This window comes from Pseudomonas sp. TSO6 (assembly GCF_056098905.1).
On the sequence record NZ_JBLZWV010000037.1, the window covers coordinates 186,379 to 199,412 of the forward strand.

The 13,034-nt window shown below is 63.8% G+C and carries 15 protein-coding genes; 7 read left to right on the forward strand and 8 right to left on the reverse strand.

What is annotated here, in order from left to right; translation table 11 throughout:
• Positions 1-6 precede the first annotated feature (6 nt).
• Together ACN6NG_RS16980 and ACN6NG_RS16985 are read right to left on the reverse strand one after the other, a co-directional pair.
• On the reverse strand, positions 7-237 hold the full coding sequence (locus tag ACN6NG_RS16980; RefSeq protein WP_016486327.1) for a metallothionein: 231 nt from the start codon (positions 235-237) through the stop codon (positions 7-9).
• Positions 234-695: a hypothetical protein gene (locus ACN6NG_RS16985; RefSeq protein WP_054888251.1), complete on the reverse strand. Its 462-nt coding sequence runs from the start codon at positions 693-695 to the stop codon at positions 234-236. The genes ACN6NG_RS16980 and ACN6NG_RS16985 overlap by 4 nt, the downstream gene beginning before the upstream one ends.
• A 155-nt stretch (positions 696-850) precedes the next feature.
• Here ACN6NG_RS16985 and ligD point away from each other — a divergent pair, with 155 nt between their 5' ends.
• The 5 genes from ligD to ACN6NG_RS17010 are packed head-to-tail and all read left to right on the forward strand — an operon-like array spanning position 851 to position 6,360.
• Positions 851-3,316, forward strand: a complete 2,466-nt coding sequence (gene ligD / locus ACN6NG_RS16990; protein ID WP_054888250.1) for a DNA ligase D — start codon at positions 851-853, stop codon at positions 3,314-3,316.
• Positions 3,313-4,338, forward strand: a complete 1,026-nt coding sequence (locus tag ACN6NG_RS16995) for an acyl-CoA dehydrogenase family protein (protein WP_210014144.1) — start codon at positions 3,313-3,315, stop codon at positions 4,336-4,338. The genes ligD and ACN6NG_RS16995 overlap by 4 nt, the downstream gene beginning before the upstream one ends.
• The gene (locus tag ACN6NG_RS17000; protein ID WP_210014143.1) at positions 4,335-5,105 is read left to right on the forward strand and encodes a PIG-L deacetylase family protein; all 771 of its coding nucleotides are present in this window, start codon (positions 4,335-4,337) and stop codon (positions 5,103-5,105) included. Before ACN6NG_RS16995 ends, ACN6NG_RS17000 begins: the two co-directional genes overlap by 4 nt.
• Complete coding sequence (locus ACN6NG_RS17005) at positions 5,102-5,701, forward strand: class I SAM-dependent methyltransferase (RefSeq protein ID WP_054888249.1); 600 nt, start codon at positions 5,102-5,104, stop codon at positions 5,699-5,701. The genes ACN6NG_RS17000 and ACN6NG_RS17005 overlap by 4 nt, the downstream gene beginning before the upstream one ends.
• Positions 5,698-6,360: a glycosyltransferase family 2 protein gene (locus ACN6NG_RS17010; RefSeq protein WP_016486321.1), complete on the forward strand. Its 663-nt coding sequence runs from the start codon at positions 5,698-5,700 to the stop codon at positions 6,358-6,360. The genes ACN6NG_RS17005 and ACN6NG_RS17010 overlap by 4 nt, the downstream gene beginning before the upstream one ends.
• Before the next feature lies 1 nt (position 6,361).
• On the opposite strand, the gene ku is transcribed toward ACN6NG_RS17010, so the two are convergent.
• The 6 genes from ku to ACN6NG_RS17040 form a co-directional block, all read right to left on the reverse strand.
• A complete protein-coding gene (gene ku, locus ACN6NG_RS17015; RefSeq protein WP_210014142.1) occupies positions 6,362-7,198 on the reverse strand; it encodes a non-homologous end joining protein Ku in 837 nt (278 codons plus the stop codon).
• Between the two features lie 9 nt (positions 7,199-7,207).
• Positions 7,208-7,345 (reverse strand): PSPA7_2676 family Cys-rich small protein, encoded by a 138-nt coding sequence (locus tag ACN6NG_RS17020; RefSeq protein ID WP_016486319.1) that lies wholly within the window; start codon positions 7,343-7,345, stop codon positions 7,208-7,210.
• Between the two features lie 99 nt (positions 7,346-7,444).
• A complete protein-coding gene (locus ACN6NG_RS17025) occupies positions 7,445-8,551 on the reverse strand; it encodes a carboxylate-amine ligase (RefSeq protein WP_016486318.1) in 1,107 nt (368 codons plus the stop codon).
• Positions 8,552-8,558: 7 nt separating this feature from the next.
• Complete coding sequence (locus tag ACN6NG_RS17030) at positions 8,559-9,512, reverse strand: methyltransferase (RefSeq protein WP_210014141.1); 954 nt, start codon at positions 9,510-9,512, stop codon at positions 8,559-8,561.
• Positions 9,512-10,837 carry an iron-containing redox enzyme family protein gene (locus ACN6NG_RS17035; protein WP_016486316.1) on the reverse strand — a complete coding sequence of 442 codons (1,326 nt, stop codon included), beginning with the start codon at positions 10,835-10,837 and terminating at the stop codon, positions 9,512-9,514. The genes ACN6NG_RS17030 and ACN6NG_RS17035 overlap by 1 nt, the downstream gene beginning before the upstream one ends.
• A 14-nt stretch (positions 10,838-10,851) precedes the next feature.
• Positions 10,852-11,037 (reverse strand): hypothetical protein, encoded by a 186-nt coding sequence (locus ACN6NG_RS17040; RefSeq protein WP_016486315.1) that lies wholly within the window; start codon positions 11,035-11,037, stop codon positions 10,852-10,854.
• A 214-nt stretch (positions 11,038-11,251) separates the two neighbouring features.
• Here ACN6NG_RS17040 and ACN6NG_RS17045 point away from each other — a divergent pair, with 214 nt between their 5' ends.
• Positions 11,252-11,752, forward strand: coding sequence for a DUF4142 domain-containing protein (locus ACN6NG_RS17045; protein ID WP_210014140.1), 501 nt, complete (start codon positions 11,252-11,254; stop codon positions 11,750-11,752).
• 72 nt (positions 11,753-11,824) lie between these two features.
• Positions 11,825-12,922 carry a mechanosensitive ion channel family protein gene (locus tag ACN6NG_RS17050; protein ID WP_016486313.1) on the forward strand — a complete coding sequence of 366 codons (1,098 nt, stop codon included), beginning with the start codon at positions 11,825-11,827 and terminating at the stop codon, positions 12,920-12,922.
• The last annotated feature ends 112 nt before the right edge of the window (positions 12,923-13,034 follow it).

Consider the following 13,034-nt stretch of genomic DNA (forward strand, 5'->3'; position numbering starts at 1 on the left):
TGGGCCTCATGGCGAAATCGGATCGCTCGCCGGGAATGTTTCATCCAGTGCATTATCGACATTGGATTCTTTCGACTCAGCCAACTCACCACACTTGCAGTCGCTCATACGACAGGGCTCGCCGTTGCGATGGCCCTTCGCACAGGCTTCGCAGCAATAGGCCTTGCCATCCTGGACCACAGCATTGGCATCCACTGTGCAAGAACAATGGGTGCAGGAACAGCGTTGCTCGTTCATCTCGGCTCTCTCCCTTCGTCATCGGGTACCACGTCATCGGTCCACAGCTCGCCGTCCAGCGGCGCGGAGCGAGCCAGTTCGGCCTCGTCCAGGCCGAACCCACCACCGATCTCGTGGGCCTGCACCTGGCGCAAGGTCTTGTCCGCCGGGCCGCCGCTGCCAGGCTCATCCGGATCGCGGGCACCGGTCTCATCGAGCAGCGTATCGGGGCTCAGGTCATCGAGGGTGACATTGTCCTCGTGCAGGCTGTCGCTCAGCGCCTCGCCGCCGGTCATCCCGCTTTCGGCGACACGCCGGGGCGGATAATCCTCGGCGATCTCCCGCGCCGGTCGCTCGTCGCCGACACGCCCCTGGCGTTCATCGCGGCGTTCGCTGAAATCCAGCTCGTGGACGCTGCCCATGCGGTCCTCGGTGTCGTCGATCTCAATGGGCGGTCTTGGGTCATCGGGTGTGGACATGAACGTTCTCCGTCTGTGGGCTTCACTCGGTCGACCCTCCCCAGCGGCAAATGATTCAGAGTTTCTGCCAGCCCCCCACCCCTCGCATTTTTTGAACTCCTCGCGCCACCGCCGCCTCCCAATCCTGAGACCCGCGAACCCTTCCGGAGCCCGTCATGGCCAAACCCCTACAGGAGTACCAGCGCAAGCGCGACTTCAATGCCACGCCCGAGCCGGCTGGTAAACGCGCCCGCCCCCGCTCGGCCCATGCGCTGCAGTACTGCATCCAGAAGCACGATGCCAGCCACCTGCATTACGATTTTCGCCTGGAGCTCGACGGCACCCTCAAGAGCTGGGCCATCCCCAAGGGCCCCTCACTGGATCCCAAGGTCCGGCGCCTGGCAGTGCATGTAGAGGATCATCCGCTGGATTACGCCAACTTCGAAGGAAGCATCCCTGAAGGCCACTACGGCGCCGGCGATGTCATTGTCTGGGACCGGGGTGTGTGGGAGCCCGAGGGCGACCCGCGCGAAGCCTATGCAAAGGGCAAGCTGCGCTTTCGCCTGCAGGGCGAGAAACTGTCAGGGGTCTGGAACCTGTTCCGCACTCACCTGGCCGGCAAGAAAGAGCAGTGGATGCTGGTCAAGTCCCATGATGGGCAGGCACGCAGTGAAACGGACTACAGCATTGTCGAGGCCCTGCCGGACAGCGTGCTGAGCGAGCGCACCCTGCCCCCGCGCAGCCCGGCCAAGGCGACCACCACCAGGCACAAGCGAGCCGGCCGCAAAGCCCTGCCGGATATACTCCAGCCGCAACTGGCCACGTTGGTCGATTCCCCGCCAAGCGGCGATTGGCGCTACGAAGTCAAGTTCGACGGCTACCGCATCCTGGCGCGTATCGACGGTGACGACATACGCCTGTTTACCCGTAATGGCCACGACTGGAGTGCGAAGATGCCCCGGCAGGTCGAGGCGCTCAAGGCCCTGGGCCTCGACTCGGCATGGCTGGACGGCGAGATGGTAGTGGTCGACGACAACGGCGTGGCCGACTTCCAGGCTTTGCAGAACGCCTTCGACACCGAGCATGACGAGCGCATCACCTACTACCTGTTCGACCTGCCCTGGCTGGGCGGTGAGGACCTGCGAGCACTGACGCTGCAACAGCGCCGTGCAACCCTCGCCCGGTTGCTGGAAGGCCATGCATCGCAGGTACTCAGGTATTCCGCCGATTTTGAGGAGCCCGTCGAGTCACTGCTCGACAGCGCCTGCCGACTGGAACTCGAAGGCTTGATCGGTAAACGTGCCGACAGCCCTTACGTTGGCCGGCGCAGTAGCGACTGGGTCAAGCTCAAGTGCAAGCAGCGCCAGGAATTCGTGATCGTCGGCTACACCGACCCCAAGGGCAGCCGCAACGGCTTCGGCGCCCTGCTGCTGGCCTTGCACGACCACGACAGCGGCCAGCTGCGTTACGCCGGCAAGGTCGGCACGGGCTTCAGCGCGGCCACCCTGGACAGCATTCACGCCCGCCTCAAGCCGTTGCAAACCGACAGATCCCCCTTGCCGAAACCACCTACCGGTGCCGAAGCCCGCGGCGTGCATTGGCTCAGGCCACAGCTGCTGGCAGAGGTCGCCTATGCCCAGATGACCCGCGAAGGCATCGTGCGTCACTCGGTGTTCCACGGCCTGCGTGACGATAAACCTGCCACCGCCATCGACCTGGAGCGAGCAATGCCCACCAAGCGCGCAGCACAGACAGAACCCGAGAACCTGGGCACCCTGCGCCTGACCCACCCCGACCGCGTGGTCGACGCAACCACGGGCACCACCAAGCGCGAGGTCGCCCAGTACTACGCTCAGGTCGCCGACTGGCTGCTGCCCCAGCTCAAGGACCGACCTGTAGCCCTCGTCCGCGCCCCGGATGGTCTGAGCGGCGAACTGTTCTTTCAGAAAAACGCCGGCCAGCTGCATATTCCCAAGGTGCTCAGCTACAACAAGGCCCAGGCCGGCCAGGCGGCCATGGTGCTCAACGGCGCCGAAAGCCTGCTGGGCGCGGTGCAGATGAACACGCTTGAACTGCACACCTGGAATGCCACCACCAAGGATTTCGATAAACCCGACCGCTTTGTCCTCGACCTGGACCCTGACCCGGCGCTGCCGTGGAAAGCCATGCTCGAGGCCACCCAGCTGACCCTTACCCTGCTCGACGAACTGGGCCTGAAGGTGTTTCTCAAGACCAGCGGCGGCAAGGGCATGCACCTCGTCGTACCCTTGACCCGACGCGCTGGCTGGGACGAGGTGAAGGACTTCAGCCATGCCCTGGTCAATCACATGGCCGGGCTGTTCCCTGATCGTCTCAGCGCCGTGTCCGGGCCGAAGAACCGGGTCGGGCGGATCTTTATCGACTACCTGCGTAACGGCAAGGGTGCCACCACCGTCGCCGCCTACTCGCTGCGGGCCCGCGAGGGCCTGCCGGTGTCGGTGCCGATCTGGCGTGAGGAACTGAGCCAGCTCAAGGGTGCCAACCAGTGGAACATCGGCAACCTTCACACGCGGCTTGCACAGGTCGAAGACCCGTGGGCCGAAATGGGCAAGACACGCCAGTCGATCACGTTGCGTATGCGCAAGCAGTTGGGAATTGCATGATGGAACTGACCCACTTCGATTCGTTGTTACACCGTTTTGCTCACCGTTCGCAGGCCATCGAACGCGACGCTTCGCTAATAGAACTGATGCAGGCCTTGCAGGGCGACCGGCTCGACGTACTCCCGTTGCCCGGCCAGGGCTGCACGCTCGAACGCTGGCGCGTCCTGGCGCGGGTCGCCGGTTACGATCTAAGCCTGGCCAAACTCTATGAAGGCCATACCGACGCCTTGGCAATCCTCGCCGAATGCGGCGCCGCCCAGCATGCCTTCAACGGCATTTGGGGCGTGTGGGCCGCCGAGCCGCCAGATGCCCGGGCATACATTGTCGAGCGGGACGGTGAACGCGTGCGCCTGCAAGGCCGCAAGGCTTGGTGTTCGGGCGCGTTGCAGGTCGACCGTGCCCTGCTGACGGCCTGGGAAGACGACCAGCCTCAGTTGGTGGCCATCGAATTGCCTCATCCCAGCCAGCGCATCTTGGCCGAACATTGGCAGGCCGTAGGCATGGCCGCCACCCGCAGCGTTGTGATCGAATTCGACGACTCGCCAGGGCTGGCCATCGGTTCGCCCGGCCAGTACCTGTCCCGTCCTGGCTTCTGGCAAGGCGGCGCGGGTAACGCCGCTTGCTGGTATGGCGCCGCCGAGGCACTGGCCGGGTACCTTCACGAACAGTGCCGCAAACCCCGGCGCGACCCGCATGCCGATGCGCATCTGGGCGCAGTCGATGCAGCCTTGTACGGTGCCCGTGCCGCCCTTCGCGAATGCGCCACCTGGATCGACCTTCACCCTCAGGATGACGCCAGCTTCGAGGTGCGGCGCACCCGCGCCCAGGTCGAGCAGGCGGTCGAGCAGGTCATTCAGCATGCCGGCCGGGCGCTCGGTGCCACGCCGTTCTGTTGCAGCAGCCATTTCGCCCGGCTCAGTGCCGACCTGCCGGTATACATACGCCAGAGCCACGCCGAACGCGACCTGGCCGAGTTGGGCCGGCAACTGACCGGCCTGCCGGCGGGAGCATGGCAACTATGAGCCAGAACTTGATACAGGCCGCGCAAGGCACACCGTGGAGCGCCTGGCAGCATTCTGCTCAGTTGGCCCGCGCCAGCTGGACGCTGCCCGAGCAGTTGTGCCCACCCGGGAGGCGCCTGGTGCTGCTGGCTCCGCACCCGGACGACGAAATCCTCATGGCCGGCGGGCTGCTGGCCAGCTTCCAGGGACGAGAACAGGACGTGCTGCTTCTTTCTGCCACCAATGGCGAGGGCAGCCACCCGCATTCCTCACAATGGCCAGAGCGCCGCCTGCGCCATCAGCGCCCACTGGAAAGCCGCCATGCCCTGCAACTGCTTGGGCTGGACCTCAACCGCCTCGACTGGCGACGACTCAACCTCAAGGATGGCGCGCTGCCCCACGATGAAGCCTTTTTGGTCAACCACCTGAACCAGTTGCTCAAACCTGGCGACCTGCTGCTGACCACGTGGCGCGGCGACGGCCATTGCGACCACGAAGCAGCAGGTCGCGCCTGTGCCCAGGCGGCCCAGACCAGGCGTGTACAACTCGCTGAGGCCCCAGTCTGGGCCTGGCACTGGGCAAGCCCCGACGACCCGCGCCTGCCCTGGCCCCGCGCACACCGCGTGCAACTGTGCGATGAGCGCCTGGCGCTCAAGCGCCAAGCCCTCGCTGCACATGCCAGCCAGTTGCAGCCTGATGGTGATCGCCCACCGGTTGTGCCGGAACAGCTGCAGGCTTGCCTGTTGCAACCATTCGAGCTGCTCTTTCTGTCAACGGAGGCAACATGAGCCTGGACGCACAGTACTTCGCCGACTTGTACGCCGGCAACGATGACCCCTGGGCCTTTCGTACCCGCTGGTACGAACGGCGCAAGCGCGAGCTGACCCTGGCCAGCCTGCCGCGCCAATGCTACGAGCGCGTATTCGAGCCGGCCTGCGCCAACGGCGAGCTGAGCGTTCTGCTGGCCGAGCGCTGCGCCAGCCTGTCGTGCCAGGACATCGACGCGACCGCTGTGGCCTTGGCCCGTCAACGGCTTGCAGGCGTGAGCCACGCCCATGTCGAACAGGGCCACCTGCCGGGCGACTGGCCGGGCGGTCAGTTTGACCTGATCGTGTTCAGTGAGATCGGCTACTACCTGGACCCCACCGACTGGTTGCAGGTGATCGAGCAGTCGGTGGCCAGCCTGGCGTATGACGGTGGTTTGCTGGCCTGCCACTGGCGCCATCCCATCGCCGGCTGCCCGCAGGATGGCCGCGAGGTGCATGCCCTGCTGGCCCGGCATCTGCCACTTTACCCAGTGCTGCGCCACGAAGAGGCGGATTTCCTGCTCGAATACTGGTCGTGTCAGCCCAGCGTCGTGGACCTTGACGAGATCTGCCCATGATCGCCGTCATCATCCCCGCGCACAACGAAGCGCGCCGGTTGGGGCGCTGCCTGACTGCGGTCAAACAGGCCGTGGCACACGCCGAGGGGGCTGGGCTGGCGGTGGAGGTGCTGGTGGTGCTCGATCGCTGTGTCGACGCCAGCGCGCGCATCGCCCGCCGCCACGGCGTGCATACCCTGGAACTGGAGGCCGGCAACGTCGGCATCGCCCGGCGCCTGGGGGCGGCGTGGATGATCGAGCGCGGTGCCCAGTGGCTGGCCTTCACCGACGCCGACAGTCGCGTGCCCAGGCATTGGCTGGTGTCACAGCTGCAATGGCACGCGGACGCGGTTTGCGGCACGGTGCACATCGAACGCTGGCAGCCTTGGCAGAACGCAGCGTTACGCCAGTTGTACCGCAGCCGTTATCAGGCCCGTGAAGGGCATCGGCATATCCATGGCGCCAACCTCGGCGTATGCGCCAAGGCCTACGAGCGCGTGGGCGGCTTCCAGCCATTGCCGGCGCATGAAGATGTGCAACTGGTGCTGGCCCTGGAAGCCAGCGGCGCACAGATCGTCTGGACCGCAGCGCACAGCGTGGCCACCAGCAGCCGGGTGGACAGCCGTGCGCGCGAGGGCTTTGGGGACTATCTCAAGGGGCTGGGGGGACCGCTTGCGTAACTCATGAAGCCTTGCGCGGTCGCTTGGCCGCCGGCTTCTTCGCTTTGGTCTTGCCGCCGAGGCTGCGTTTAAGCAGCTCGGTGAGGTCGATGATGCCGGCGCCCTTCTCAGCCGTCGCGCCCTCGCCTTTGTCCACGGTTTCGATCTTGCCTTTGCTGGCTTTCTCCTCCACCAGGTCGAGGATGGTCTGGCGAAACGCATCATGGTACTCATCGGGCGTCCATTGCCCGCTCATGTCCTCCACCAGGCGCCTGGCCATGTCCAGCTCACGCTTGTCGACCTTAGTCTCGGTCACGCTCTTGTCCAGTTCCAGCGTATCCAGCCCGCGCACCTCCTCCGGCCAGCGCAGGGTGATCAAGACCAGTGCATCTTCCAGCGGGCGCAGCAGGGCCAGGTGCTGGCGGGTGTGCAGCACCACGGTGGCCAAAGCCACCTTGCCGGTGCTGTGCAGGGTCTCGCGCAGCAAGGCATAGACCTTGCCACCACGACGATCGGGGCTCAGGTAGTAGGGGGTGTCAAACTGTTGCAGCGGAATGTCGCCGGCGTCGACGAACGAGAAGATGTCGATGGTCTGGGTCGCCTCGGGCCTGGCCTTGCGGATTTCTTCCTCGCTGATCACCACGTAGCGGCCCTTTTCGTACTCCACCCCTTTGACGATGTGCTCCTTGTCGATGTCCTTGCCGGTCACCTTGTTCACCCGCTTGTAGCCAACCGGCTCCATACTGCGCTTGTCCAGCCAGTCGAAGTCCACTCGCTCACTGCGCACGGCGGTATTCAGCGAGACGGGGATGTGCACCAAGCCAAAGCTGATCGCGCCTTTCCAGATTGCCCTCGCCATGGTCGGTTCCTATGCATCGAAAGATTGGCCGGGATGGCTGTAGCGCAACGCGCCACAGCGTTCGCAACACTGGCAGTGAAGGCCGGCGACTTCACTCACCAACAGGCTGCGCCATTGGCAGCCTCGCAGCAGGCAGACGAATTTCATCAGCCACCTCCCTGGCCCGAGAAATACAGGCCCTTACTGTGACTGACTGCGCGGCGCCGAGAAGGTTTATCCGGATTTGCCGGGCAGCCATCAGGCCACCTACCGGAAGTCACTCATCACTTGCCCGTACACTGCGCGCATCGCCTGACGGTTATCCAGGCCCTGTTCACGGGCCAGTACGAAGGCTTGGCGCTGGCGATCGGCGCTGCTGCCCTCGCGCAGGATGTGCCGCGCTTGGATGAATGAACGCTCGGCATCGGCGGTGTCAGCCGGGCACTGCTGCTGCAACTGCATCAGCCAGCCCTCGGCGCTGACCGGCTGTTGCGCGTGGACACCGATGAAGGTGGCCAGGCGGCCCTGACGCAGGGCGCGCCAGTAGTTTTCCTGGGTGACCCAGCGCATCTCGCGGCTGGCGGGGTCATCGTGGCGGGCCAGCGCCTGCTCGACCAGGTGGCGAAACAGGCCGGCAACGGCCAGGGCATCCTCCAGCCGCGGGCAGCCATCGCAGATACGCAGCTCGACCGTCGGAAACCGCCGCGAGGGCCTGATCGCCCACCAGAAGTCACCGTCCTCGGCCAGGCTACCGGTACGTTGCAGCAATGCCCGGTAGCGCTGGTAGGCACTCCAGTCCGGCAACGGCTCTGGCAGCCCCATGTGCGGCCATTCCCCGCACACTGCGCGGCGATAGCTCATGTAGCCGGTATCCTCACCGCCCCAATACGCAGACGAAGTACTGAGCGCCAACAACAAGGGCAGCCAGTACAGCACCCGATTGATCACCCGCATCCGATCAATGCCCACCGGTACGCCGACGTGCACGTGCAGGCCATTCAACAGGCTGCGCCGGGCCACCAGCTGGTAATCGTCGAACAACTGGCGATAGTGCGGGGAGCCACGTGGGCGCTGACGCAGCCACTGGGCGCTGGGGTGGCTCGCCGCGCCGTACAGCCCCGCTCCCTCGTTGGCCAGCGCCTGGGCCAGGCACTGTCGCCGCTCGCCAAAGAACTCACGCGCCTGGTGCAACGTGTCGAAAACCGGCGAAGCGATCTCTATCTGGCTATGGAACATTTCTTCGGCGAACCACGGGCCCAACGCGTCCCGACAACAGCGGGCCACGGCTGCTGACGGAGCCGCCATGACCTGCCCGGTGGCCAGCTTCACCAGCAGGTATTCTTCCTCGATGCCAAACGTGCACTGCCGCGCCACGACGCTATCAGCCGCGACGGGTGACGGTCAGGGCCACGGCGGCAATGCGCTCGACCCGCTCGTAACCGGGTTCAAGCAATTGCTCACCGAATACGTCTGGGTCCAGCTCACGATAGAACCAACTGAACGCAGGCCCTGCCAGGCGTAACCGCACGGCTTCGAGCAGCGCGTCGCGCCCCTCGACGATGGCGACACCGGTGTACAGCAGCAACGTGCCCCCGGGCGACAGGCGCTCCCGGGCTTGGTCGACGATGCGCAGCGACAGCTCGGCACCCAGTGCGCCGCCGCCGTGGCGGTAGGCGCGCTGTCCGGCGTCAAGCATGTACGGCGGGTTGGCGACGATCAGGTCGAACGTACCTGCGATGTCATTGAGCAGGTCACTGTGCTCGACCGAGACATTGGCCACACCGGCCAAGGCGGCATTGATGGCGGTGTAGCGCAATGCCATAGGGTTGATGTCCACTGCGCAAACCTGAGCGTGTTGGGCGGCGCGAGCGATCACCAACGCCCCTACACCGCTGCCACAGCCGATGTCTACGGCATGCTGCACGCGCTCGGGCGTGCTGCTCAAATGATCGTGTATCAGCTGGGCGAAACGGTAGCTGTCGGGGCCAAAGAACACCGCGTCGCGGCTGTCCGTTGGCCAGGCAGCATGTACCAGCAACAGATCGTCCAGGCTGGACCAACGCACAGTGCTGCGCCACAGCGCACCTTGGGCCTCCAGCACGCCAGCGAGGCGCAGCTGCGCCAGTTCATCGGGGCTGAGCAGTGACGCGGCGAACGGCCTACTCCAGCCGAACACATCACGCAGGGTACGCGCCTGCTGCGCATCGGCCCGGGCATTGACCCTGGCCTGGGTCGCCGGCGTCACGCAAGTGAAACGATAGCCGTCGGCACGCAGGCGACGCCCCAACTGCAACAAGGCCTCATCGGCACGGTTCTGGTCTTGGTCGAGCAGCATCAGTAGAGCCCTCCTTGCATCAAGCCGGTGGCCTGAATGAACGCGCGGGTGGCCTGCAGGCCCTGGGGGGTAGCATGCCGATTGCCAGCCATCGCTTCGATCAGCGCAGCCATGTCTGCAGCCGGTGGCGCAAGGGGTGTTTCATCTGCCAACTGCAAGGCGTGCTCCCACTGCCCTGGCAGCACCCGACGGATTTCTGCGCCTTGCCAGTCTCCGGCGATCCAGTCATGCCAAAGCTGCTTTTCATAAGCATCGAACACACCGAACATGGCCGCTACAGGGCCTTCTATCAGCGACCAGAAGCGGCTTTGTCGGGGATCGTTGTCGCGCTTGATCCAACCCTGAACCTGTAGCGCCTCCAGAAAATCAGGCATCGCGCCGGGTTCGGCAAGCCACTGGTTGATGGTGCGTCCTTGCAGGCGACAACGGTCCGAATGCATGCACTGGCCATAGATGCGCTTGCGCTCCAGCGCGCCGAGCAATTCGGCCTGCAGGTCGAACGAGGCGATCAACGACGGCGTGTCGATCCCCAGGTCATTAAGACGGTAGCCATGCCTGACACGCTCGTAGAACGCGGGTTTCTCGTCCCGCACCAGCTCGGTGAAGCTCTCTACGGCGCGGCGCGCATGGCCGCTGGCGGCATTATCGATGGTCACATGCAACTGGAAGTAATGGGCGTCGATACCCAGCTCGGCCAGCTCGTGGGTGGTGATCAGCAGATGCAAAGGGGGCTGTTCGTAACCCAGGTTGTAACCGATCACTTCTGGAAGAAAACGCTCGCAGTGCTGGCCGAGCGCCAGTTGCAACGCGCCCTGCAGGTAGCGAGCGGGGTCAAGCGATGGCTCCTGCAGGCAACCCAGGCGACTGAGCAAGCGCTGGTAGATCAACACGTGATTGCAGCGTGGGTCACCGTCTCCGAGTTCTTCGAGGAAGGTGCGGATCAGCCCATGGAAGCGCGGGTCCTGCCAATGCCATAGGGCTCCGTGTAGCCAGGCGCCGTCGACCGCTTTGGTCGGCGCGACTTGCTGCAGAAACCACAAGGCATGGGCCCGATTGGCAAAAAAACGACGGGGGCCGCCCTGACGCCGTTGTTCCAGGTAGGCCGCATGCTCGCTGGCGACACGTCCCGCATGGTTATCGGCCCATTGCGGGAGTAGCCCAGGATCATCTGGCAGGTCGTCGCAAAGCGCACGGGCCAGATGCAGTTGCTCTTCCAGCCAGGCCTCGGTGGTGGGCTCCGGGCCCTCAAGTAGCGCTCGATAGCGATGCTCCAGCCCTAAGTCGGCATTTTGAGGTCTTATACCTGCCTTTGTGGTTGCCACCATGCCCTGTACCTCACTCATTGATTCTGCGGTTTGGTCTCAGCTGGAGGGTTAATTACAGGGTCACTGGGTTGCTGCATCTGCAGTGACGGTTTGCTTGGGTCGGCATCCTTCGCTGGATGATCACTGTCGCGGTCGAAGCAACCTCCGAGCAGCGAGAAACTGGCAGTCAACAGCAACATGGCGAACAGGTTGTTTTTCATGATGGTTACTCGTTTTTGTGAAGACCTAAACCAACGAGTCTCACCGTCCCCCTGAATTCGTTCTGATTACGACATAGCGGATGAGCGGTGCCCGGACACGCAGATTGCGCTGCCACGGCGGCCCTGTTTTCAAGAAAAACTAAACCTTCACCCACACCTGCGGTTCAACCGAGTGCGACATTGAGGTCGCGCCAACAGAACGAAGGAGTGAGACATGAACACACCATTGTTGAAAATCGCTGGCGTTACCCTGTTGATGGGCCTGGCTTCGCTGCAGGTACAGGCAACGTCTTCGGACGATTTCGTCGATGCGGCCACTGAAGCCGGTATCGCCGAAGTGGTCACCGGCAACCTGGCGCAGGAAAAGAGCCAGAGCGCAGACATCAAGCAATTCGCCCAGCAAATGGTCACAGACCATACCAAAGCCAACCAGGAACTCGGTGACATCGCCCGCAAGCTGGACATCAGCGTGCCCGACGAAGCGGCGCTGACCGACAAGGTGGAGAAGATGATCCTCGAATGGCGCGACGAGTCGTTCGACCGGTCATACGTCAATAACCAGGTCGACGCGCACGAAAAGGCCGTGGAACTGTTCAAGAAAGAGGCCGCCTCCTCCGACAAGCCGGAGCTGAAGGCCTTCGCCAGCGACAAGCTGCCAACGCTGCAACACCATCTGGAACAGGCCAAGGCGCTGCAAGCCACTCACGGCAAGTAACCCACACGTCACCACGTAATCCCAGGGGCCGCCCTGCGGCCCTGCCTTGAGCCATCTGGAGGTGGGCTCCCCATGAATGATCGAATCATCGAACTGTTCACCGACACCACATTCTTCGGCATTTCCATCCTCAACCTGCTGGTAGCGCTGTGCGTTGCTGTGCTGACGTTCGTGATTGCCAGAGCTGTCATCGGCCTGTTGATGCGCCGGGTGCAGCGCTGGTCCGAACATGACGGGGCAATGAGTCAGGTGCTGGCCAAGGTACTGGCCGGCACCAGCAACAGCCTGCTGCTGCTCGCTTCGCTGCTGGTCGGCTTGAGCATGCTGGACCTGCCCGAGCGCTGGCTGGGCCGGGTCAGTAGCTTGTGGTTCGTGGTCGCTGCCCTGCAGATCGGCCTCTGGGTCAATCGCGCCATCGCGCTGGGCCTCACCCGCTACTTCAGCCGGCACAGCGCCGACGGCCTATACCAAGGCAGTGCGCTGGCCACGCTTTCGGCCTGGGGCGCGCGCGTGCTGTTGTGGTCGGTGGTGTTGCTGGCCATGCTGTCCAATCTGGGCGTCAATGTCACCGCCTTCGTGGCCAGCCTGGGTGTGGGCGGCATTGCCGTCGCCCTGGCCGTGCAGAACATCCTGGGTGACCTGTTCGCCTCATTGTCGATCGCCGTCGACAAACCGTTCGAAGTCGGTGATTTCATCGTCATCGGTCCGCTGGCGGGCACGGTGGAGCACGTGGGGCTTAAGACCACACGCATCCGCAGCCTGGGTGGCGAGCAGATCGTCATGGCCAATGCCAGCATGATCAGCAGCACGATCCAGAACTACAAACGCTTGCAGGAGCGACGCATCGTGTTCGAGTTCGGCTTGTCGTACGACACGCCCACTGATGCGGTAAAACAGGCGCCCGCCATCGTCGAAGAGGCGATCACAGCCCAACAGCAGGTGCGTTTTGATCGCGCTCATTTGCGCGGCTTTGGCAAAGAGGCACTGGAGTTCGAATGCGTCTATATCGTGAGAGACCCTGGCTACAACCTCTACATGGATATTCAGCAGGCGATCAATTTCCACCTGCTCGAGCGCTTCAACAGGATCGGAGCCAAGTTTGCCGTACCGGTACGTGCCATCAAGGTGACCGCACTGCCACAATCCCTCGAGCAGCCCCAGGCCCTTTGACCGACAGCGGCACTTTGGCCAGCATGGGCAGTCCTACTTGAACCCCGCTCGTAGATTGATCGGTGCCAGGCCTATAATCGCTGCCACTGCTCACTCCCGGTTCGCACAAGGC